Genomic DNA, 21,148 nt, shown 5'->3' on the forward strand with positions numbered 1-21,148 from the left:
GATGAAGGAAGAACGGAAGCCGCGTGAGCGGTTTTTGGCGTTGGATACGTCAACAGCGGTACTCGCTGCGGCATTAATGGAGAACGAGACGGTGCTCTCTGAGTCGAATTCACGTGCGGAGCGTAATCATGCCGTCCATGTGGTTCAGGCACTGGAGGATTTAATGAAAGAACAACATATAGAGCGATCTGAAATCGGCGGCATTGCCGTTGGAATCGGACCTGGTTCCTACACCGGTATTCGCATCGCTGTTACAGCGGCGAAGACGCTGGCTTGGGCATGGGATGTGCCTGTTGCAGCTGTGTCCAGTCTGGAGGCACTTGCTTGGGGAGGGCTCGGTTCCTTCAAGGGCAACAAGGGCATCGAAGCAGCTGCAACAGATTCCGGAAATCCGGCTAAGTCAGAGCAGTCCAAATACTGGGTCGTTCCCCTGATGGATGCAAGAAGAGGACAGGCCTACACTGCATTGTTTGAAGGGTACGATGGTGATAAACCGGTGCACCGGTTTGAAGAGGATGGCATTCGGCTGGTCGAGCCATGGACACAGAAGCTTGCTGCGCAGTATGAGCAGACCGATGCTTCAGACCGGCCTGCTGGCATTATTTTTGCAGGGGACGTGTCGCAGCACGAAGAGACGATCGAGAAGCTGAGAGAACGTTTGTCTTGCGAGCTTGTGTTGATGCCGTATGACATGGAAGGAAGATATGTGGGCAAGCTGGGTTCGCTGAAGCTTAAGGCAGGTCAACACGATGATGTGCATACGCTCATACCGAATTACACACAGCTTGCGGAAGCAGAAGCGAATCTTCTACGCAAGGGATGAAGGGAGTCGTACGTTGAGGCATGGAGAGCAAGGAGCAGACCGGGCGGTTAGAATTTAGATTCATGAAGCTGGAGGACATTCCAGATGTACTCGTCATAGAGAAAGAGTGTTTTACCCTGCCGTGGACGGAAACGGCGTTCGTGAATGAGCTGACACAGAATCACTTTGCAAAATATATGATCATGGAACTGGACGGTCAGGCTATCGGCTATTGCGGAATGTGGACCATCGTGGATGAGGCCCATATTACGAATATTGCGGTGAGAGAAGCCTATCGTGGACGCCGGCTGGGCGAGAAGCTGCTCCATGAGATGATGAAGACGGCAGCTTACCTCGGCATGACGAGAATGACACTTGAAGTTCGGATATCTAATACCGTAGCCCAGAACCTATATAAGAAAAAAGGATTCAAGCCATCAGGACTTCGTAAGGGGTATTATTCCGATAATAATGAAGATGCGCTGATCATGTGGGCGGACTTGCCTGCCAGCATCGATCATGGTTCTGATGGTAAAGAGGAAGGAAGTTTAAAGGATTCATGACACATTCATCCGATACATTACAATCCAGTTATATACTTGCAGTTGAAACCAGTTGTGATGAGACCTCGGTATCTGTCGTCAAGGACGGCCGCGAGGTATTAGCAAATCTCATCTCCAGCCAGGTGGAGACGCACAAGGCGTTTGGCGGTGTCGTTCCGGAGGTGGCATCCCGCAAGCATGTTGAGGTCATCACACTAATGATCGAAGAGGCGATTGCCGCTTCGGGAGTGAAGCCGCAGGATCTATCAGCCATTGCAGTCACCCAGGGACCAGGTCTTGTCGGGGCACTGCTCGTTGGTATTGTTGCAGCGAAGACACTGGCGATGGCACTCGGCAAGCCGCTCATTGCAACCCATCATATTGCGGGGCATATCTATGCAAATCGTTTGATAGAGGAGCTGCAGTATCCAGCTATGTCATTGGTGGTGTCCGGAGGACATACGGAGCTGGTTCATATGGAAGCCGAAGGGAAATTTGAAGTGATTGGCCGGACTCGTGACGATGCGGTAGGCGAAGCCTATGATAAGGTGGCGCGAGCACTGGGGTGCCCGTATCCGGGAGGTCCCCATGTGGATCGTATGGCGCATGAGGCAGATCACGCTGTGACCCTGCCTAGAGTCTGGCTCGAGGCTGATTCCTATGATTTTAGCTTCAGCGGACTCAAATCCGCCGTGCTTAATGTGGTGAACCAGGCCTCCATGAAGAAGGAGACACTTGACCCGGCGGCGGTTGCCCGGGGGTTCCAGGAATCCGTTGTTGAGGTGCTGGTCGAAAAAGCCATTCGAGCCGTGCGTGCCTACAGTTCGAAGCAGCTTCTGTTAAGCGGAGGTGTCGCTGCAAACCGTGGTCTTCGTAAGGCGCTGGAAGAGCGCTGCGCCAAGGAAGGGATTCATCTGCTGATTCCACCAATGGAATATTGTACAGATAATGCAGCCATGATTGGGGCGGCAGCACATCTGAAATGGCAGCGAGGCGAGCTGGCCGGTCTTGATCTGCAGGCTCAGCCTGGATTGTCACTCGAAGCGTGGTCCGTTAAGTCTTAAGTGTGGTAAAGTTTATATAGAAGATATATAGAAGCTCATCCATCAATTTGGACGAGCTTCTTTGTATTTGTCGAGGAAATCATATTTCTTAACAACTATTTTCACCTTAAGAAAGGCTGATTGTATATAATGGATTTAACTAAAAATAGGGCGTGAATTTATATGGAGCGCAAATTAAATATTAAATCAATGATAGAATATTATATTGGCAACGGACAGTATCATCATTACTTGTCGATATCAGAACTTCGGTTGTTTACTGATCACATAAAGGAAGTATGTGATACACCTAATTATCTTAGAATTACTCCTTTCTATATTAATCAAAAGATTGACCGACAGATAGAATTTGAGGATATTATGTTTTATGTTGAGTTTAATGAATATTTTGATAATGATAAGTTAGAAAAACATATAGGTGAATGTGTTGGTAAAAACTATGAATTACTTAGTGAAGATGAACAGAGATTAGGTCACATCTTGTTTCCTTTGTGTAATACTAGTGACATAAATGCATTTCATAATGCGGTACAGAACTATTTGTATTTCTTATTTGAAGTCATTCCCAAAATGATGAGCGACAAGATTTTGAAATTAATTGATAACGAGGATATTGGTTTCGGTTATTTTTGTTTTGAGATTCATAGCCGCTAGAAGATGAGTGATACAACCAATGTATGTGACTACGATTTTTTTGTTGTTGAAGGGCGGGGAGTAGCATGGAGGATTTTACTGAACTATTAGTGCAACAGAAAGCAGAAAAAAACCACGGGCAGGAGATGTGTTTTCTTTAAAGTTGGAAGAGAATCTGTTCTATTATGGAAAAGTAATTAAAGTAGAACTAGAGAGTACTAACGTATTTCTTCGGGGATGGTATCTAATACACATATACGATCATCCTACGAAAACACGTATTGATCCATCTGAGAGGGGTTCAATTAATCAATCATTGATCATTCCGCCGATCGTAACAAATAACAAAGGTTGGATCGATGGATACTTCTTAACAGTTGATAACATACCTGTTACTAATACAGATTTATCAATTGATTATGGATTTTGGGATATAATACCGCCTATAAACAAAGCGAAGCCACTTGCGTGTGTAATCACGCCATGTGGTTTTTTCTTATGTCGAAATTAAACACAGCAATTACTCAAAAGTCGTAAAATGTCAATATGTGCACAAAATTATCCACATATCCGGAAGATTTTGGGGATAAATAGCAAAAGTCGAATTTGGACGTGTTTTCGAAAATGAATGAAAATAAACTCATCCAGCAACCATAAAATTGTGGATAATGTGGACAATTTAGTGGATAATATTGGTTTTTTCTATAAAACACCTACCATAACGCCAAAAAAACAGCCTCATCGGCTGTTTTAATGGATATATTATCCACTTTTGTTGTGGATAATGTTGTTAATTATTGGAATGCTGCAAATTGTGATCATAATTTGAAACCTTTTTTTATTCGGCTAAAGCTTCCCACTCTTCATAAGCAGTGCTGAGATTCGACTTTAATGTCTCAATATGCTGCTGAATCTCCTGCAGCTTCATGTAATCCTGATACACTTCAGGCTTGGCCATTTCTGCCTGCTGCACTTCAATCTGCTCTTCAAGGGTTGCAATCTGTACCTCCAGGCTGTCCAGCTTCCGCTGCCGGTTTCTTTCCTCACGCTTCGCCTGCTTCTCCGCCTGGAAGGTGGCAGCTCCGGATTTCTCCGGGGTTGTCTCTACCACAACGGTCTTATTGGCAGCCGCCTGCTGTTCAAGACGTTCCTGGGCAATCTCCTCAAGATCCTGTTTCTTCTGAACATAGTCATCATAATTTCCTAGGAAATGTTGTGTGCCGTCCGGATTCAATTCAATAATCTGCTCTGCCATCTTGTTCAGGAAGTAGCGGTCATGTGAGATGAACAGCAGGGTGCCTTCATAGTCGATCAGTGCAGACTCGAGCACTTCCTTGCTGAACAGATCCAGATGGTTCGTCGGCTCGTCCAGAATGAGGACGTTGGATTCTTGCAGCATCAGCTTGGCAAGCGAGACACGTGCTTTTTCCCCGCCGCTCAAGGAACTGATCTTCTTGGTCACATCATCTCCGCTGAACAGGAAATTACCAAGCACGGTCCGAATTCGGGCTTCCTCCATGTGAGGATACTCGCTCCACAGCTCTTCAAGCACGGTATTTTGCGGATTGAGTCCGGTCTGCTCCTGATCATAATAGCCTACCTTAATCTTGGTACCCCAGTTAATGGTCCCGGTTCGTGGATTCATCTGTCCGGTGAGACATTTCAGTAATGTAGATTTGCCAATTCCGTTCGGCCCGATGAGGGCGACCGTCTCGCCGCGGCGCAGATCAAATGCGGCATGCTCGAACAGCGGCTTGCTCGGATCCTCGAAGCTTACGGAGAGGTCGCGAACCTGCAGTACCTCTTTGCCGGACATATAAGCGATATCAAATGAGAAGTGGGCTTTCTTCAGCTCGCCCTGCGGACGATCCAGACGGTCCATTTTCTCCAGTGCCTTGCGCCGGCTCTGCGCTCTCTTGGTCGTGGATGCACGGACGATATTTCGCTGTACAAAAGCTTCCATCTTCGCGATTTCATCCTGCTGCTTCTCATATTGCCTCAGCTGAGACTCGTACTCTGCGGCTTTGATCTCCATATAGCGGCTGTAATTGCCTGTATATTTCTTGGAGCGATGACGCTCGATTTCGACGATGCTCGTCACCAGCCGATCGAGAAAATACCGGTCATGGGATACGACAAGCAGTGCGCCGGAGTAACTGCGAAGATAGTCTTCGAGCCAGGTCAGTGTTTCGATATCCAGATGGTTCGTCGGCTCATCCAGCATGAGCAGATCCGGAGCCAGCAGCAATATTCGGGCAAGTGCCAGTCTTGTCTTCTGACCGCCGCTAAGGGTAGATATCTTCGTGTCCGCCGGAAATTCGCCGAAGCCCATCCCGTGCAGCACGCTGCGAATCTTCGTCTCAATCTCGTAACCGCCCCGATCCTTGAACCAATCGGAACGTCTGGCGTATCGCTCCAGTAATTCTGCGTATTTCTTCTCGTCTTCCATATATTTCGGATCTGAGATCTGCTGCTCCATGCGCCGAAGCTCGGCTTCTGCATCAATGAGATCTGCAAATACCTTGCGCATCTCTTCCCAGATTGTCCCGTCTGATTCAAGACCGCTGTTCTGAGCGAGATATCCGAGCGTAGTTTCCTTCGCTTTGAAGATCTGCCCGCCGTCGTAGGACATTTCTCCTGCGAGAATCTTTAGCAGCGTAGATTTGCCTGCGCCGTTGACACCGACAAGTCCGATGCGTTCACGCTCTAATATTTGTAGGCTGACACCTTCTAGAATACTGTCAATGCCGTATCTTTTAATAATTCCACTAGCCTGAAAAAGCATGATGGTTCCTCCGTTAATGTAATCTTCGTTCTGTAGTGAATAGGGCTGTAAACATACTATTTCTAGTGTACATGAAAAAGGGAAGCTTTGCATCGCATAGAACAGGTTAAAACATTTAAACACCACGTTTTCTTCTGTCGATTCTCTCCTTGAGGCTTATAGTCTTTTCTTCGAATAGATGATAAACTAAAAAATGAAAAGAAAGCATGTAATCCATTTCATATGGCTTGAAATGAACTTCAGCCGAATCTGTTGTATATCTCACGGAAATGATGAATTTGAAACTATATATAGACGAGCTGTAATGATTGAATCTATATATCCATTTGATCAGACCTGCTCAGGGATTATGAAACGGATTTAAACTCTTTCATTCAACTTAACGAAGAATAGACTGGAAGGTGCGTAATTAATGGAGATGGACCCACAGCTCGGCCCCAAGAAGCAGCTTCGCTCCAAGATGCATCGGATTCGAGATGCCCTATCCATTGAAGCACGACTCCAAATCTCTGAGCAGCTCTGCCAACATGCGATTCATGAGATAGAGCAGCTGAGAGTACTTTCGAATAAGGACAGACTGGTCATCTTCTCTTATATTGCATACCGCAGTGAAGCCGATACTGCCTTGATCCTTAAGCATGGTTTTGAGCAGCAGGATATCGTGCTCGTACCAAGAGTAAACAAGGATTCCTCTCTAATGGAGCTTCGGCGAATTCAGGGAATGCAGGATGTTCAGCATGGCAGATGGGGAATTCTAGAACCTGCTGTCCACACGGAGGTATGGGAACGGGAGCGATGGACAGACATTGACCTCGTTATTGTGCCGGGACTTGCTTATGATCTTCAAGGCGGCCGGATCGGATACGGTGGTGGCTATTACGATCGGTTCGCTGGAGAGGTTCGTGCTAGAGTTCTTGCGTCCAAGTTGTCCGGTAAGCAGGTGCCGGAGCAGATGACAGATCAGGTGACAGAGCCCGTATATGCAGGGCTTGTACTCCCTGGACAGCTGCTTCCGGCAGGAGAGATCCCCATGGAGCCGCAGGACTTCAGATTGAACGTGCTGTTCACGGAGCACGGCGTATTACATATACAATGAACGAAGGAAAGTGATGAGTCATGAATATGAATTCAGGAGAAGGACAGGCGGGGAACGGTTCATTTACGCATTTTAATGAGCAGGGCCGTGCACGTATGGTGGATATATCCGGGAAGGCGGTAACCGCGAGGACAGCCGTTGCCGAATCCAGGCTCACGATGGCAGAGACTACACTGCAGGCGATCAAGGAAGGCCGAATCGGTAAAGGCGATGTGCTCGCCGTAGCTCAGGTGGCTGGGATTCAGGGTGCGAAGAGAACCTCGGACTGGATTCCAATGTGTCATCCGCTTCCGCTCACAGGTGTGAATATCTCCTTCAGCGATAATGGTGTGAATGAATTGTATATTGAAGTAACGGTGAAGACAGAAGGAAAAACCGGTGTGGAGATGGAAGCTTTAACAGCAGCATCTGCTGCCGCACTGACCATATATGATATGTGTAAGGCATTACAGAAAGATATGGTGATCGGGCCTACACAGCTCGTATCCAAAACAGGCGGTAAAAACGGAGATTATTATTCCAAATAGGGGGAAGGGTGATCTTATGTTGTGGAAGACAGCGATCCTGACGGCAAGTGACAAAGGAGCGCGAGGAGAACGGGAAGATACAAGTGCACAGGTCATCCGTGAACTAGTGGAGGAAGAGCTCGGCGGAGAAATTATCGAGTATCGGATCGTCCCTGATGAGCCGGATGAGATCATTGCGGCGCTTATTGAAATGACGGATTATTTTCATGCGGATCTTGTCCTTACGACAGGTGGAACTGAGCTTGCGATAAGGGATGTAACGCCAGAAGCGACACGCAGAATCATCGATCGTGAAGTTCCAGGAATGGCCGAAGCGATGCGAAGTACGGTGCTCCAGAAGAATCGGGCAGCCATGCTGTTCAGAGGGATCGTCGGCATTCGCGGGAGAACACTGATTGTGAATCTGCCGGGTACACCGAAGGGGGTTCATGAGAATCTTGCAGCGATTATGGATCAGCTTCCTGAAGCGCTGCTTATGGTTACAGGACAATTCAGACAACCGGATTTATAGTATAGATAGGACGTATGGCTGAATAAGCTCATTTTTCCAGATTCTTGAGATATGGTCTATGTATGTGTTTACAATTATGATATGATTCAAATCAGATAGACTTGGATTTTATTGGATACATATCCATACACAAGAAGGAGGAGCAGGAATGCCGAATATCGGACCTACAGGCTTTATTCTCATCGTCGTTGTTGCTTTGCTGCTGTTTGGACCTAATAAGCTGCCTGAGCTTGGACGGGCAGTGGGCAGAACCTTCCGGGAATTCAAGAATGGCGCACAGGAGATTATGTCAGATGACAGTTCTTCTTCCAGGAAGGAATCTGGCACGGCAGCATCGAAGATAGAGGAGACGAAGGCGACTACGGCGGAGGACAAGCGTCTGCCGGAATAACATGCCCATGACACTTTTTATGTACACAGAATGAAGCAGCACCCCTTCTCTTTTAGAAGGGTTTTGTTTTTTCTATCATGAGAGAGCAGAGAGGGAGTGTATTCAAGATGTCGGAACTCAAAGAGGGAATGTCGCTGGTAGATCACCTGGGGGAGCTTAGAAGACGTCTTGTTGCGGTGCTGGCCGTTTTTGTCCTGGGTCTGGTGGGTGGTTTCTTTGTCAGTGATCCGATCTACACGTATTTAACACAAGAGGGGCCGATCGCAAGTTATGATATTGAGCTTCATGCTTTGACCTTATGGGATGGACTTAGTATGTATATGAAGATTGCGCTGCTCTTTTCTTTAATCGTTACACTTCCCTTCACAGCCTATCAGGTGTGGAAATTTGTTAGTCCTGGTCTTAAGCCTCATGAACAGAAAGCCACGCTCCGCTACATACCTTATGTCTTTTTACTGTTTCTTGTGGGGATCGCGTTCTCCTATTTCGTTGTCTTTCCCATGGCTGTAGGCTTTACCAATAAGATCAATGTCAGCTTGGGCCTGGTAGAAACGTATGGTATGGCACAATTTTTCACATTTATGTTCAATCTGATCCTTCCTATCTCGCTGCTGTTCGAGCTGCCCGTCATCGTCATGTTCCTGACTAAGCTGAGAATTATTAATCCACTTCGGCTCAAGAAAATGCGCAAAATTTCTTACTTCGTGCTGGTCATCATCGCTGTATTCGTTACTCCACCTGATTTTATCTCGGATGTCATTGTAATTATTCCTCTGATTCTTCTTTACGAATTCAGTGTGTTCTTATCTGCAGTCGTCTACCGTAAGCAGCTCGAAGAGAAGGAAGAGTATGATGCGAAATATGTGAAGCTGGATTCGGGTGAGAAAGCTTAATTCTCCGGGCATATTTTAGACAGCGATGGATAGAATGGTAGAGGGCTTGCCAGCGGATGGACAAAACTTCATCTGAATTTGTTCAAAAGGACTTGAAATCATTCTCTAATTTCAGTATCATGAAATTGGTTGTTAGCACTGACGACTGTCGAGTGCTAATAGGAAGTGCAACAACCGTAACATAGGTAACAATATTAATTAAGGAGGCTATTTTTCATGATCAGACCTTTAGGTGAACGCGTATTGGTAGAACCGATCGAACAAGAACAAACAACAGCTCTAGGAATCGTACTTCCGGATTCTGCTAAGGAAAAACCGCAAGAGGGCAAAATTATTGCTGTTGGCGCTGGAAGCTTGAAAGATGGAGTTCGTGTTCCTCTTGAAGTAAAAGAAGGCGACCGCGTAATCTTCTCCAAATATGCTGGCACAGAGATCAAATATGAAGGTAAAGAATATTTGATTATGAAAGAAAGCGACATTCACGCCATTCTTGGTTAATACCTGGGATCGTGAATAAGTTTGAATTCAGCAGCTTACTCGTAGTATTCGGTATTTGAACTTACACTTAATATGACCGCTCTTACGCGGCTGTACTTAGAATATGGTATATACATTATTAGGGAGGTTTTTCACCAATGGCAAAAGATATTAAATTCAGTGAAGACGCTCGCCGTTCCATGCTTCGTGGTGTGGACGCTTTGGCTAATGCAGTAAAAGTAACGCTCGGACCAAAAGGACGTAACGTCGTTCTTGAAAAAAAATTCGGCAGCCCGCTCATCACAAATGACGGTGTAACGATTGCAAAAGAAATCGAGCTGGAAGATGCATTTGAGAACATGGGTGCTCAGCTGGTTAAAGAAGTTGCAACCAAAACCAACGATGTAGCTGGTGATGGTACAACGACGGCAACTGTACTTGCTCAAGCGCTGATCACAGAAGGTCTGAAGAACGTAACTGCGGGCGCTAGCCCAATCGGTATCCGTAAAGGGATCGACAAAGCCGTTCGTGCAGCAGTAGAAGAACTGCGCAGCATTTCCAAGCCTGTTGAGAACAAGCAATCCATCGCTCAAGTTGCGGCAATCTCCGCAGCTGACGAAGAAGTAGGCGAACTGATCGCTGAAGCTATGGAAAAAGTGGGTAACGACGGTGTTATCACTGTTGAAGAATCCCGTGGATTCGAAACGGAGCTTGAAGTGGTTGAAGGTATGCAGTTCGACCGCGGATACATTTCTCCGTACATGATTACAGACACTGACAAAATGGAAGCTGTCCTCGACAATCCTTACATTTTGATCACTGATAAGAAGATCACAAACACGCAAGAAATCTTGCCTGTACTTGAGAAGATCGTTCAACAATCCAAACCACTTCTCTTGATCGCAGAAGACATCGAAGGCGAAGCGCAAGCGATGCTGATCGTGAACAAACTGCGCGGTACATTCAATGCAGTAGCAGTTAAAGCTCCTGGATTCGGTGACCGTCGTAAAGCCATGCTGCAAGATATCGCTGCTCTGACTGGCGGCCAAGTGATCACAGAAGAACTGGGTCTTGACCTGAAAACAGCTTCTATCGATCAACTGGGTACAGCTCGTCAAGTACGTGTTACTAAAGAAAACACAATCATCGTTGACGGTGCAGGAAGCAAAGAAGACATCGATGCACGTGTTAAACAAATTCGTTCCCAATTGGAAGAAACGACTTCCGAATTCGATAAAGAGAAATTGCAAGAGCGTCTGGCTAAACTGGCTGGCGGCGTAGCTGTTATCAAAGTCGGTGCAGCAACGGAAACTGAGCTCAAAGAGCGTAAACTGCGTATCGAAGATGCGCTGAACGCAACTCGCGCGGCAGTTGAAGAAGGTATCGTATCTGGTGGTGGTACTGCCCTGGTTAACGTATTCGGCGCTGTGTCCGCGGTTGCTGATCAATTGCAAGGTGACGAGCAAACAGGTGTGAACATCGTGCTTCGCGCGCTGGAAGCTCCAATCCGTACAATCGCTGCAAACGCAGGTGAAGAAGGTTCCGTAATCGTGGACCGTCTGAAACGCGAAGAAGTTGGCGTAGGCTACAACGCAGCTAACGGCGAGTGGGTAAACATGATCGACGCGGGTATCGTTGACCCTGCCAAAGTAACTCGTTACGCTCTTCAAAACGCAGCTTCCGTAGCAGCGATGTTCTTGACGACTGAAGCGGTTATCGCTGACAAGCCAGAACCAGCAGCACCTGCAGCTCCAGACATGGGCGGCATGGGTGGAATGGGCGGCATGATGTAAGGCTTTTGAGCCCTTAAATCATATGCTTAGTAGAGCGAATTTTCGATCAAATTGATCGATAACTTGTGAAGCAGTCACTGTTACAAATATTAAATGATCCCATGACCACTTCTTAATAATCTTATTAAGGAGTGGTTTTTTTGTTGTTAAAGGTTAGTGGTAAAATGGTGAATGCTTATAAAGCATTAAATATGAATGATATTCCAGGTGAACCTATCCTGGGGCTAGCCTTAAGGTGCTTCAGACGATGAATTTAAGATAGAATAATTTATAAATCGCATGAATGCAAAACAAAGGCCGTTCGCATGGATTACGAACGGCCCTTTATTTTTATTTATCACGATTAGTTGCCTTATATTTCATGCCTTGGCTGTCATAAGTGATCCATTCTCCAACAGGCTCACCCTTGTCGAAATAGCCAGAGCGCTTGATTGTGCCATCGATACGATACCACTCCCAGTACCCCTCCGGCTTGTTCTCTACGATCTGCCCTTTTGACCACATTGTTTTTCCATTGGCATGATACTTGATTGTATATCCATCGATTTCTTCCTGTTTTTTTCCCTTAACACCAGTCGGGTGTATTGGATTGCATTTATCATTCTCCATGCTCTTTCCCCCTTGTGGTTATCCTGCGTTATAATACCTTCTATATTACCACAAAATTTCGTGATCTCGGGAAGAAGCCGTTGTATTCGCATTAAAATCAGGTGTGGACTTGTACCTCTCCATTTTCGTAAATGAATAAATTACAAAACTTTTTACATAATAAACAAAGCTGAATTGCTAGCTGCTTATTAACATCAATATAAGTCGTAAAAGGGTTCGAAAGCGAAGGGGTGCAGTATGATCAAAGTGCGATTAGGGCTGGATAAACTTTCGCCTGCCCAAATTATTGTAGGGTATTATTTGTTAGCCATCCTTATATCTTGTCTATTGTTTAGCCTGCCTGCAGCCTATCGACCCGGGGTAGAAGTGTCTTTTTTTGATACAGTATTCATGGCTGTCAGTGTAGCAACAGACACAGGTATGACTCTGTTTAATATATCGGAGACTTATAGTGTATTCGGGTATTTCATTATGATGATCGTATTGCATTTCTCAGGCCTTGGCATTATGGTGATGAACACAGCTCTTTGGTTATTTTTGGGACAGAAAATTGGATTTCGGCAACGACAGCTTATTATGGTAGATAATAATCAATTCGCACATTCGGGACTCGTTCGATTAGTTAAAGAAATCTTGAAGTTGATCCTATTTATTGAACTCCTCGGGGCACTCATCTATGGAGTTTATTTTATCAATTATTTCCCTACATGGGGGGAAGCATTTCTCCAAGGCTTATTTGCATCCGTTACTGCGACGACAAACGCCGGAATAGATATAACCGGTGAATCTTATATTCCCTTCGCAAATGATTATTTTGTACAACTTCTGACCATTATACAAATTATTATTGGATCCATTGGATTCCCTGTATTAATTGAGGTGAAGGATTATTTATCGAGGAAAAAGTTGAAATATGAGTATTCTTTCCGGTTTTCATTATTCACAAAGTTAACGACGCTTACATACGGAATTCTTATAGTTATTGGGGCAGGCCTTATCTTACTACTGGAATTTCAGCATTATTTTAAGGATATGTCATGGCATAAATCTTTTTTTTATGCTTTATTTCAGACGGTATCAACAAGAAGCACTGGATTCTCTACAATGGATATTACACAATTTTCAGTACCTACCCTTATAGTTATAGGTATCTTGATGTTTATAGGGGGATCTCCCAATTCAATGGGGGGTGGGATTAGGACGACGACATTAGCTTTAAATTTGTTATTTATTTATACTTTTATGAAAGGAAGGCGTTATGTTAAAATCTTTAATCGGGAAATATATCAGGAAGATATTATAAAATCACTAGCCATTACGCTATTAGCAGTTTTCATATGTGTAGCCTCGATTATTATGATGATTATTTCCGATCCGCAGCAGCAGCTTACGGCTATTTGTTTCGAAGTTTGCTCTGCCTTAGGTACAGTAGGCTTTTCTTTGGGGATTACGCCAGAACTCAGTCATTTTGCCAAGACCATTCTTATGTTTCTAATGTTTATTGGAAGAATTGGTTTTCCTTCGATCTTTCTGTTCATCAGGGGAAGAAACAATAAGCAAGAAAAATATCGCTATCCGAAAGAGAAACTGATTATAGGTTAGTATCAATTGACTAGCATTATGTTCCCACTATACCTTAGCAATGAAAAGAAGGCCCATTCCTCTATAAATTGTAGAGAAGTTAGGCCTCTTTGATATTACCTTCTAATTAGCAGGCTCCAAATACCATAACTGTCCGTCGCCGCCCCAGTAAGTCCATTGAACGACATTTGCACCATCAGCGGAGCTTATGTTATATACATCTAAAGCTTTTGTACCACCACTGGCTTTGGTCTTTATTGCATAGGCACCGTTTACATTTACAATTTCGAATTTTTGCATATCACCGCCCCAGTGAGTCCATTGAAGAATATTTGCTCCATCTGTATTCGCACCATTCTCCACATCTACACTGCTGGTATAGCCGGATGCACCGGTTAGAATATGATAGTATCCATTGCCATCCGACACCAATCTGAATTTTTGGGCGTCAAATCCATTGCCTGACCACTGCTGAATGTTTGTTCCATCGGCCGCTAAGCCGTTTAGAACATCTAAGTATTTATTGCTATTCTTGTTTTTGATAAAATAGGTCCCATCTAATCCAGATACGGAACCTCCTCCTGTACTAGATGACGTCTTCGAGCCAAATATCGCTTGATTATTGTTACCGATTAAGGAAAATGTCATAACTTCCTTGTGAGCGGCCGATTCATCGTATTGTTTAAAGAAGACACCTTTATACGTTACGCCGTCGATCACCATATTCACATAATGGGTTCCAGACACCGCACTCCATGTACCTGTTACTCCACCTGTAATCGTTCCATTAGCTTGTAATACGACTGTGCTCGTCGGTAACATCGGTGTAAATGTAGTTTCAGCACTATTGCCATGATTCACAAAATCGTAGGTTCCAACGATCTCACTATTTGAATACCCTGTTGATGAAATTTTGCTTCCCAGATGTTCGTATACGGCTGTGACAGGCCATTTGTCCTGATTCAGGAATTGCTGATGGACTCTAACCTGATGGGCTTCAGTTCCTGTGTTAAATCTTGTGTGATAAACGACGTATCTCTGGCCGTCATCATCAATAAAAGCAGAATTATGTCCTGGAGACATATAACCATTACTACTTAATTCCCCGTTGCCGGTTAAGGAGGATAAGTGGTAATTACCCATTAACTTGACACCTTTGTTCGATTGATCTTGTCCTGCACTCGTCACGATGGCCGAATTGCCCATGGCATCGGTGTAAGGTCCTGTTATATTTGTGGATCGGAATAGACGCATATGATACCCTGCAAAATTATCTGTTGCATTGAGACCATTGTAAGATACATACAGATAGTAATAACCTGCATTCTTATCATATACAACGTAAGACCCTTCACCGGTACCGCCATATCCACCTGATATTTTCTTACCAAAGTATTGATCGGAAGAGTTTGTGGTGGTTGAATAGGTGTAGGAATAATCTCTCAATCCCGTATTCTTATCCAATTTCATCATAAAGAGCCCGCCAAACCAGGAACCATAGGACATCCATAAATCTCCGTTTGCATCATAAAGCACACTAGGGTCTATCGCATTTGGCGCATAAGATGGATTCCATTTCCCAGATGTTAAATATCTGGATGCTACGGTGTTCGTTCCTGTCACTTTGCTATAATCTGTCTTCGCTGCTTGGGTGGAATTCACGAACCCGCTGTAAACAACGGTTCCTTGATACGTATAGGGCCCTGCGATATTATCTGCTGTTGCGAGTGCAATGGAGGAATACCAGTTCTCACCATTCACACTCATATACATACACCATTTTTTCATGTCTTTGTTATAGAAAACAGTCGGGGCCCACAAGTTACCAGCCAGATTATAATTACTGCTGCCTTGTGCAGCCCAAGCTGCACCTACTGAGAAAACGCTTGCATAATTGTTGTTGACATTAGTGGTCATATTACTCCATGATGCCAGGTTAGAAGATTCTGCGTTAACCATATGGGTACCAAAAATATAATATTTCCCATTTCCTTTCACAATAGATGGGTCATGGACGGAAGCTCTCGTTGTACTTAGAGCAGCAGCATCAGCCGTCGGTGCTTGAAACATCCCCAATGTTTGTAATACCATTACCATTACCAATAACCATTTCATAAATGTTTTCCCATTTTTCATAAACGTTCCCCTTCCAATTCATTTCAAATATGGATTTGATATTCTACATTCTATTTCTATTTTATGTAAATATCAATAGATTAACTAAAGCATTAAATAAAAAGTTTGAGATAAATATTTTTCTTGAAAACGGTCATGAGATAATCTATGGTATTACAGCAATTTGTATATGAAGTAGTAACGTTGAATAAAGATTACTAAAATGGAGGTTATACATGTTTACTATTACCAACCCTAAAATTGCTGGATTTACACCGGAGTGGTCCCATTTTAGAGGGTATTCCATCCTATTTGATAATCCATCGGACTGCTTATTACCGCTAGATGCGAATGAAGATTTGAAGTTATTAAGCTGTGATATCGAATCTGAACAATTAGGATTATACAAAAGTCTCAATCAAACACTTACACAATTATCAGAAGTGAAGAATACATATCTGTTTTGTCCTCTGCCTTCTCATTCATATCATGTGACTCTATGGGACGGAATTAATGATGGTAATGTACAGGAGGTATCACGGGAACATCTGTTTAATGCGGAGGATCTGCTCGATAATTTACCTCATTCCCTACGGGGAGGAGAGCGAGACTACTTCAGGATTGATGACCGGCCATTACATATCCATATGGAGGAATCGATTGACTTTCAGTTCGATAAGCTGATTAAATGGGGGAATTCGGTCCTGGTGGCAAGCCTGAAACCTGCTAATTCCCGTTCAAGGGCCGTGTTACATAAGATCGAAGAGGAGAGGAAGTGCCTCATTGAGAAATACAAGGAACGCTTTGGATTAGAAACATGCGGACCTTCCTACACACCTCACGTCTCTCTAGGATATTTCGCCAATAAGGAACGAGCGGAGATGTCTACCTCAAATATAGGGCATTGGAATGAACGATTTCTACAAAGTACGGAGGGACAGACCGTAACTTTTACAAGTAACAGTCTCTACGGGTTTAGCAGTATGGCCACCTTTTATAAAAGATTTTAAAGAGAACAACCCGCTTCACTTTCATATAAATGAAACATGATGTTATGAAAATAAACAATTCAATTGATGAATTTAGAAATGGTGTTAAGGCCTTGGGGCATTAATTTTGAGAGTTCATTCGTAGGTCCATTCCATAACAAATAGCCGCCAAATAAATAGGCGGCCTTTTTTGCGTTGAAGAATTATGATGATGTTTGCCTTTATTAACGACGGGCTTTTTTTCGAAATTCGGTAGGGTTTGATCCTGTCCATCTTTTGAATTGCCTACTGAAGTGAGCCAGGTTTTTGTAGCCTAAACGATTTGCGATCTCATTAATGGATATCTCCGGCTGTTGCAGTAACATCTTAGCCTCTTGTAATTTGAGACTCGATAGATATTCACGAGGAGACATACGGTAAATCTTCTGGAATACCTCTAACCCATAGTTGGGACTGATCCCAAGAGAAGCGATAATCGGTTGTATATGGATGGAGGTATCTTCGTCCTTCTGTATACATTTTTGTTTAAAGCTCCACTTGATGGCTTCCGCAATTTCTTTTGCATACTTTGCGGTCGTCATCGATTGATGACTTCGGATCTCCGTATCCAGCGGCTCAATGTCGATGAGAACCTCTAATAGCTCAAAGAGTACCACTTGTGCTCGTAATTTGGCTTTGGAGCCGGTGATATCTGGATCATCCAGGATATTCAGCCATCTCTGAAGACATGCCCTTAACCTGCCATGATTGGGGCTATCAGGCTGATAGATCCAATCACTATTTTTCATGATTTTCATCCGTAAAGCAGGTTCGTCAATATCAAAATGAGCACAAAAGTAGGTCATGGAATCAGCAGTGACGCACTTGTTGGTATGCTCAAATCCCGGAGGAATCAGAAGGATATCCTCTTTCTTGATCATATATTGTTTATTTTCAATCCAGGTTTCCTGTTCCCCATCTAAGACGATCAAGATCTCAAAAGCATGGTGATATTCCTTGGTCATAGACCAATTCGAATAAACAGTTTGTTTGTGTGCACCGAATAAACGTATGTTCCAATCAATGCGTGGAAAAATTTGTGTCTTATAACCTATGAGGCTGTTTTCATTCATTTCCATATATCGTACCACCTTTGATTAGGGTAAATTTGACCCTAGTTGTACTAACGTAATGATCAGATATTTATTATTATAATATAGCTATGCAGCAGCAAACGCTTTCTTAAATCAGCTTAAGTACCTATGTCATTTGATTATTTTATCATAGTCAAAATAGAAAGCGGAATCATCAAGTAATTGGAAGGTTTAAGTCAGCAAGAAAAAAAGGGTAAATAAGGAGGTCGTGATCGGGAATGTGCTTATCGTATTGAGCGGCGTTCCCAACATAGTATTAGAGAGAGAGGAAGTAGTAAAATGACAGTCATTCAAAATCCTATTATTCCTGGCATGGCACCAGACCCATCCATTATCCGTGTAGGTGAGGTTTATTATATCGCCACATCCACATTTCATTGGAACCCGGGTATCCAAATTTTTAAATCGACGGATTTAGCCAATTGGCAGCTCATTAGCCATGTATTAAAGAACGGTGAGATTAATTTGCGCGGTACGAATACACCCGCTGGAATCTGGGCGCCGCATTTATCCTATGATTCTACTACGAACAAATATTGGCTGGCCTTTTCCCACATGCTCAATATGGCAGGTCGTGAGTTTAATTCAGACTCCTATGCGGTGTGGGCTGAAGATATAAATGGACCTTGGTCTGATCCAATTTATTTGACTTCTATCGGCTTTGACCCTGCTATTTTTCATGATGAGGATGGTAAGCACTATATCTCCACACTCGAATGGGAAACACGCCAAGGGTACCAGGCACCCGGACATATTGTCATTGCCGAGGCTGATCTGGAGCAAGGGGGAATCATCGGTAAATGGCATCGGGTAACGCAAGGGTTTACCAGCCGCGGCTGTGTAGAAGCCCCGCAAGTATATAAGCATAACGGATATTATTATCTGATTCAGGCTGCGGGTGGAACCGGCTATGCACATGGGGTAGAGATCGGGCGATCGAAGAGCATATTTGGCCCTTATGAGCCGCATCCATCTGCTGAACCGATTATTACGTCTTCACCACGTCATCTGTTCTCATTAGGTGATCCGGATGCGGGACATTTTGAAATGTACAATCCCCAATCGATCATGCAAAAAGCGGGTCATGGCTCGTTGGTTCAAACCCAAACAGGGGAATGGTATATTGCACATCTCATGTCGCGTCCACTCGAAGGAACACTGCTAAATCCATTGGGGCGTGAAACGTCCATTCAAAAAATGAATTGGACAGAGGACGGCTGGCTGGAAATGGAGGATGGAACGAATGTAGCCAAGATGGAAGTTCAGGGCATGCAGGGTGTTCCGTTATCGACTACAATAACGCACGATGTATTTGATCATTTTGATGACAACACCTATGACATCCACTTTATGACGCCTTATCGCGATCAAGAGGCTGCTTGGGTGAATACCACGGAGCGGGCAGGACATTTACGGATCCATGGCGAGAATTCTTTCTTCTCCCAAGTGAATCCGGCGATTATGGCCACTCGTGCAACGTCATTTCATTATGAATTTAAAACCAAGCTTGAATTTCATCCCGATCATTACTCCGAAACAGCGGGTATGGGGCTTTACTATGACTCCAACAATTGGATTTATGCCCATTTGACCCATTCTGAAGCATCCCATTGTACTGTTCTGCAGTTACTGCAGGCGAAATTAGGAAAACGCATCGAATTTGTACATCACCATATTTCGGTACCTGAAGGTGTTGTTGAGCTGAAGGCTGTTTACCATTCAGGTATATTAGATTTCTATTATCGGTTCAGTGATGAGTTGGATTGGAAAGTGTTGGCGGATGGAATAGATGCGGCTTATTTGTCTGATGAAGGTGTTAACGGGGAACCGGGTGAGATTGGCGGATTTACAGGCTTGTTTAATTTTATTGGCACAGTCGATTCCCATCAGCATGACTCCTTTGCAGATTTTGATTACTACTCAGTGAAAAATGACTAGCATTAGAGAGGAAGCTCCATCATGAATACCATATCATTGAAACGACTAATACCAGGATTAATCATTGGGCCGGCTTCCTGGCTTGGCCCCTATATTGTAGCTTCGAGCTTGTTCCTTCCGGCTTTAATTCAGCATTTGGATGCGGATAACAAAATTGAATTAGTCGCTTTATTTTCATCCGTAGGAATGGTCACCGCGGCTCTGTCGAATATGGTTGCCGGATATCTCTCGGACCGCACCAGATCTCGCTTCGGTAAACGAACACCTTGGGTTGTCTCCGGTGCCTTTGTATTTATGCTCGCTATGATTCTGGCTTCGATGAGTACAACGATTCCCTTCTTACTGCTAAGCTGGATGCTGGGACAGATTGCGCTGAACTTCATTGTTGCACCGATGATTGCTTGGCTGGATTTGGCTCCTGAAAGTGGCAGAGGTACGGCCTCATCTGCTTATGGCGGATTGGGGATGGCGCTTGGCAACAACGGTTTTTCCATTATAGGAGCTCTCTTCCTCGGACAATTCCGTTTAGGCTTTATCATATTCGGTATTATAACTTTCGTGGGTACTTTGATTGCTGCATTAATCGTCCGAGAACCTTCCAATCTAGGAGAGAAGCTGGATTCATCCGAACCAACGGCTAAGGTGAAGTTTTCGATAAAAGAGCTGACGACTATTTTTCCATCCTGGTCCGTAGGTCGTGATTATTACTTGGCTCTAACCGGCAAGCTGTTTCAGGGAATTGGAAACTTCGCGATTACGGGTTACCTGTTATATATCATGTCAGATTTTCTGCATAAGGACACTATAGCTACACAACAGTCTGTTCAATTAATTAACACGATCATGCTGGTCTTCGGGATTGCGATGGGATTTATAGCCGGACCCCTAGCAGATAAGTTCAAAATATTAAAATTACCCGTAGGCTTATCTACGATCTTGTTAGGGATCGGTGCCTTAAGCATTTTCTTCTTACAAAATGAGACCGGTATCATTATCTATGCCTTTATGGCTGGTCTGGGAATGGGCATCTGGAACTCGCTCGATAACCTATTGAATCTGGAGGTTATTCCGGACAAAAACCGGGTAGGATTTTTCTTAGGATTTTACAATCTGGGAAATACGGTAACCCAAGCGATAGCTCCGGTCATTGCAGCGGTTTTGATCTCTTCCGTAGGGTTCTCTTCTATTTTTATCATGTCATTTGTATTCTCCATTTTGGGAGGAATCTTGATTCTCTCCATTAAATCAGTGTCTAGATAGATTATAATT

General features: G+C 44.1%; 20 protein-coding genes. 16 read left to right on the plus strand and 4 right to left on the minus strand.

The features are described from left to right. Position 1 precedes the first annotated feature (1 nt). From tsaB to PUW25_RS27480, 5 genes are all read left to right on the plus strand, one after another. Positions 2-823: a tRNA (adenosine(37)-N6)-threonylcarbamoyltransferase complex dimerization subunit type 1 TsaB gene (gene tsaB / locus PUW25_RS05710; RefSeq protein WP_047912175.1), complete on the plus strand. Its 822-nt coding sequence runs from the start codon at positions 2-4 to the stop codon at positions 821-823. Between the two features lie 20 nt (positions 824-843). Further along, positions 844-1,365, plus strand: a complete 522-nt coding sequence (rimI, locus tag PUW25_RS05715) for a ribosomal protein S18-alanine N-acetyltransferase (RefSeq protein WP_047912174.1) — start codon at positions 844-846, stop codon at positions 1,363-1,365. Continuing rightward, on the plus strand, positions 1,362-2,408 hold the full coding sequence (gene tsaD, locus PUW25_RS05720) for a tRNA (adenosine(37)-N6)-threonylcarbamoyltransferase complex transferase subunit TsaD (RefSeq protein WP_047912173.1): 1,047 nt from the start codon (positions 1,362-1,364) through the stop codon (positions 2,406-2,408). The genes rimI and tsaD overlap by 4 nt, the downstream gene beginning before the upstream one ends. A 162-nt stretch (positions 2,409-2,570) precedes the next feature. Continuing rightward, positions 2,571-3,062 carry a hypothetical protein gene (locus tag PUW25_RS05725; RefSeq protein ID WP_047912172.1) on the plus strand — a complete coding sequence of 164 codons (492 nt, stop codon included), beginning with the start codon at positions 2,571-2,573 and terminating at the stop codon, positions 3,060-3,062. 127 nt (positions 3,063-3,189) lie between these two features. Further along, positions 3,190-3,552: an Imm26 family immunity protein gene (locus PUW25_RS27480; RefSeq protein WP_052511994.1), complete on the plus strand. Its 363-nt coding sequence runs from the start codon at positions 3,190-3,192 to the stop codon at positions 3,550-3,552. A gap of 327 nt (positions 3,553-3,879) precedes the next feature. Here the strand turns inward: PUW25_RS27480 and PUW25_RS05730 are convergent, their stop codons facing one another. Further along, positions 3,880-5,826, minus strand: a complete 1,947-nt coding sequence (locus PUW25_RS05730; RefSeq protein ID WP_274336796.1) for an ABC-F family ATP-binding cassette domain-containing protein — start codon at positions 5,824-5,826, stop codon at positions 3,880-3,882. A gap of 412 nt (positions 5,827-6,238) precedes the next feature. Between PUW25_RS05730 and PUW25_RS05735 the strand changes: the two genes are divergently transcribed. From PUW25_RS05735 to groL, 7 genes are all read left to right on the plus strand, one after another. Beyond that, a complete protein-coding gene (locus PUW25_RS05735; RefSeq protein WP_274336797.1) occupies positions 6,239-6,922 on the plus strand; it encodes a 5-formyltetrahydrofolate cyclo-ligase in 684 nt (227 codons plus the stop codon). A gap of 20 nt (positions 6,923-6,942) precedes the next feature. Next, positions 6,943-7,449 carry a cyclic pyranopterin monophosphate synthase MoaC gene (moaC, locus tag PUW25_RS05740; protein WP_076312007.1) on the plus strand — a complete coding sequence of 169 codons (507 nt, stop codon included), beginning with the start codon at positions 6,943-6,945 and terminating at the stop codon, positions 7,447-7,449. Between the two features lie 16 nt (positions 7,450-7,465). Further along, the gene (locus tag PUW25_RS05745; protein WP_047912169.1) at positions 7,466-7,960 is read left to right on the plus strand and encodes a MogA/MoaB family molybdenum cofactor biosynthesis protein; all 495 of its coding nucleotides are present in this window, start codon (positions 7,466-7,468) and stop codon (positions 7,958-7,960) included. 148 nt (positions 7,961-8,108) lie between these two features. Next, a complete protein-coding gene (locus PUW25_RS05750; protein WP_047912168.1) occupies positions 8,109-8,351 on the plus strand; it encodes a twin-arginine translocase TatA/TatE family subunit in 243 nt (80 codons plus the stop codon). Positions 8,352-8,458: 107 nt separating this feature from the next. Beyond that, a complete protein-coding gene (tatC, locus tag PUW25_RS05755) occupies positions 8,459-9,244 on the plus strand; it encodes a twin-arginine translocase subunit TatC (protein WP_047912167.1) in 786 nt (261 codons plus the stop codon). Positions 9,245-9,460: 216 nt separating this feature from the next. After that, positions 9,461-9,742, plus strand: a complete 282-nt coding sequence (groES, locus tag PUW25_RS05760; RefSeq protein ID WP_047912166.1) for a co-chaperone GroES — start codon at positions 9,461-9,463, stop codon at positions 9,740-9,742. A gap of 137 nt (positions 9,743-9,879) precedes the next feature. Further along, a complete protein-coding gene (groL, locus tag PUW25_RS05765) occupies positions 9,880-11,514 on the plus strand; it encodes a chaperonin GroEL (RefSeq protein ID WP_047912165.1) in 1,635 nt (544 codons plus the stop codon). Positions 11,515-11,844: 330 nt separating this feature from the next. On the opposite strand, the gene PUW25_RS05770 is transcribed toward groL, so the two are convergent. After that, positions 11,845-12,123 (minus strand): toxin-antitoxin system YwqK family antitoxin, encoded by a 279-nt coding sequence (locus tag PUW25_RS05770; protein ID WP_047912164.1) that lies wholly within the window; start codon positions 12,121-12,123, stop codon positions 11,845-11,847. A gap of 237 nt (positions 12,124-12,360) precedes the next feature. Here PUW25_RS05770 and PUW25_RS05775 point away from each other — a divergent pair, with 237 nt between their 5' ends. Beyond that, the gene (locus tag PUW25_RS05775) at positions 12,361-13,725 is read left to right on the plus strand and encodes a TrkH family potassium uptake protein (RefSeq protein WP_047912163.1); all 1,365 of its coding nucleotides are present in this window, start codon (positions 12,361-12,363) and stop codon (positions 13,723-13,725) included. A gap of 102 nt (positions 13,726-13,827) precedes the next feature. On the opposite strand, the gene PUW25_RS05780 is transcribed toward PUW25_RS05775, so the two are convergent. Next, positions 13,828-15,840: an RICIN domain-containing protein gene (locus PUW25_RS05780; protein WP_152557744.1), complete on the minus strand. Its 2,013-nt coding sequence runs from the start codon at positions 15,838-15,840 to the stop codon at positions 13,828-13,830. A gap of 215 nt (positions 15,841-16,055) precedes the next feature. Here PUW25_RS05780 and PUW25_RS05785 point away from each other — a divergent pair, with 215 nt between their 5' ends. Beyond that, positions 16,056-16,829, plus strand: a complete 774-nt coding sequence (locus tag PUW25_RS05785) for a hypothetical protein (protein ID WP_274338552.1) — start codon at positions 16,056-16,058, stop codon at positions 16,827-16,829. A gap of 203 nt (positions 16,830-17,032) precedes the next feature. Here the strand turns inward: PUW25_RS05785 and PUW25_RS05790 are convergent, their stop codons facing one another. Next, the gene (locus PUW25_RS05790; protein ID WP_205053885.1) at positions 17,033-17,926 is read right to left on the minus strand and encodes an AraC family transcriptional regulator; all 894 of its coding nucleotides are present in this window, start codon (positions 17,924-17,926) and stop codon (positions 17,033-17,035) included. Between the two features lie 294 nt (positions 17,927-18,220). Here PUW25_RS05790 and PUW25_RS05795 point away from each other — a divergent pair, with 294 nt between their 5' ends. After that, entirely contained in the window at positions 18,221-19,879 is a 1,659-nt protein-coding gene (locus tag PUW25_RS05795; RefSeq protein WP_274338553.1) for a glycoside hydrolase family 43 protein, read from the plus strand. 21 nt (positions 19,880-19,900) lie between these two features. After that, positions 19,901-21,139, plus strand: coding sequence for an MFS transporter (locus tag PUW25_RS05800; protein ID WP_205053883.1), 1,239 nt, complete (start codon positions 19,901-19,903; stop codon positions 21,137-21,139). Positions 21,140-21,148 lie beyond the last annotated feature (9 nt).

The sequence above is a fragment of the Paenibacillus urinalis genome (genome assembly GCF_028747985.1).
In the GTDB taxonomy this organism is placed as follows: Bacteria; Bacillota; Bacilli; order Paenibacillales; family Paenibacillaceae; genus Paenibacillus; species Paenibacillus urinalis.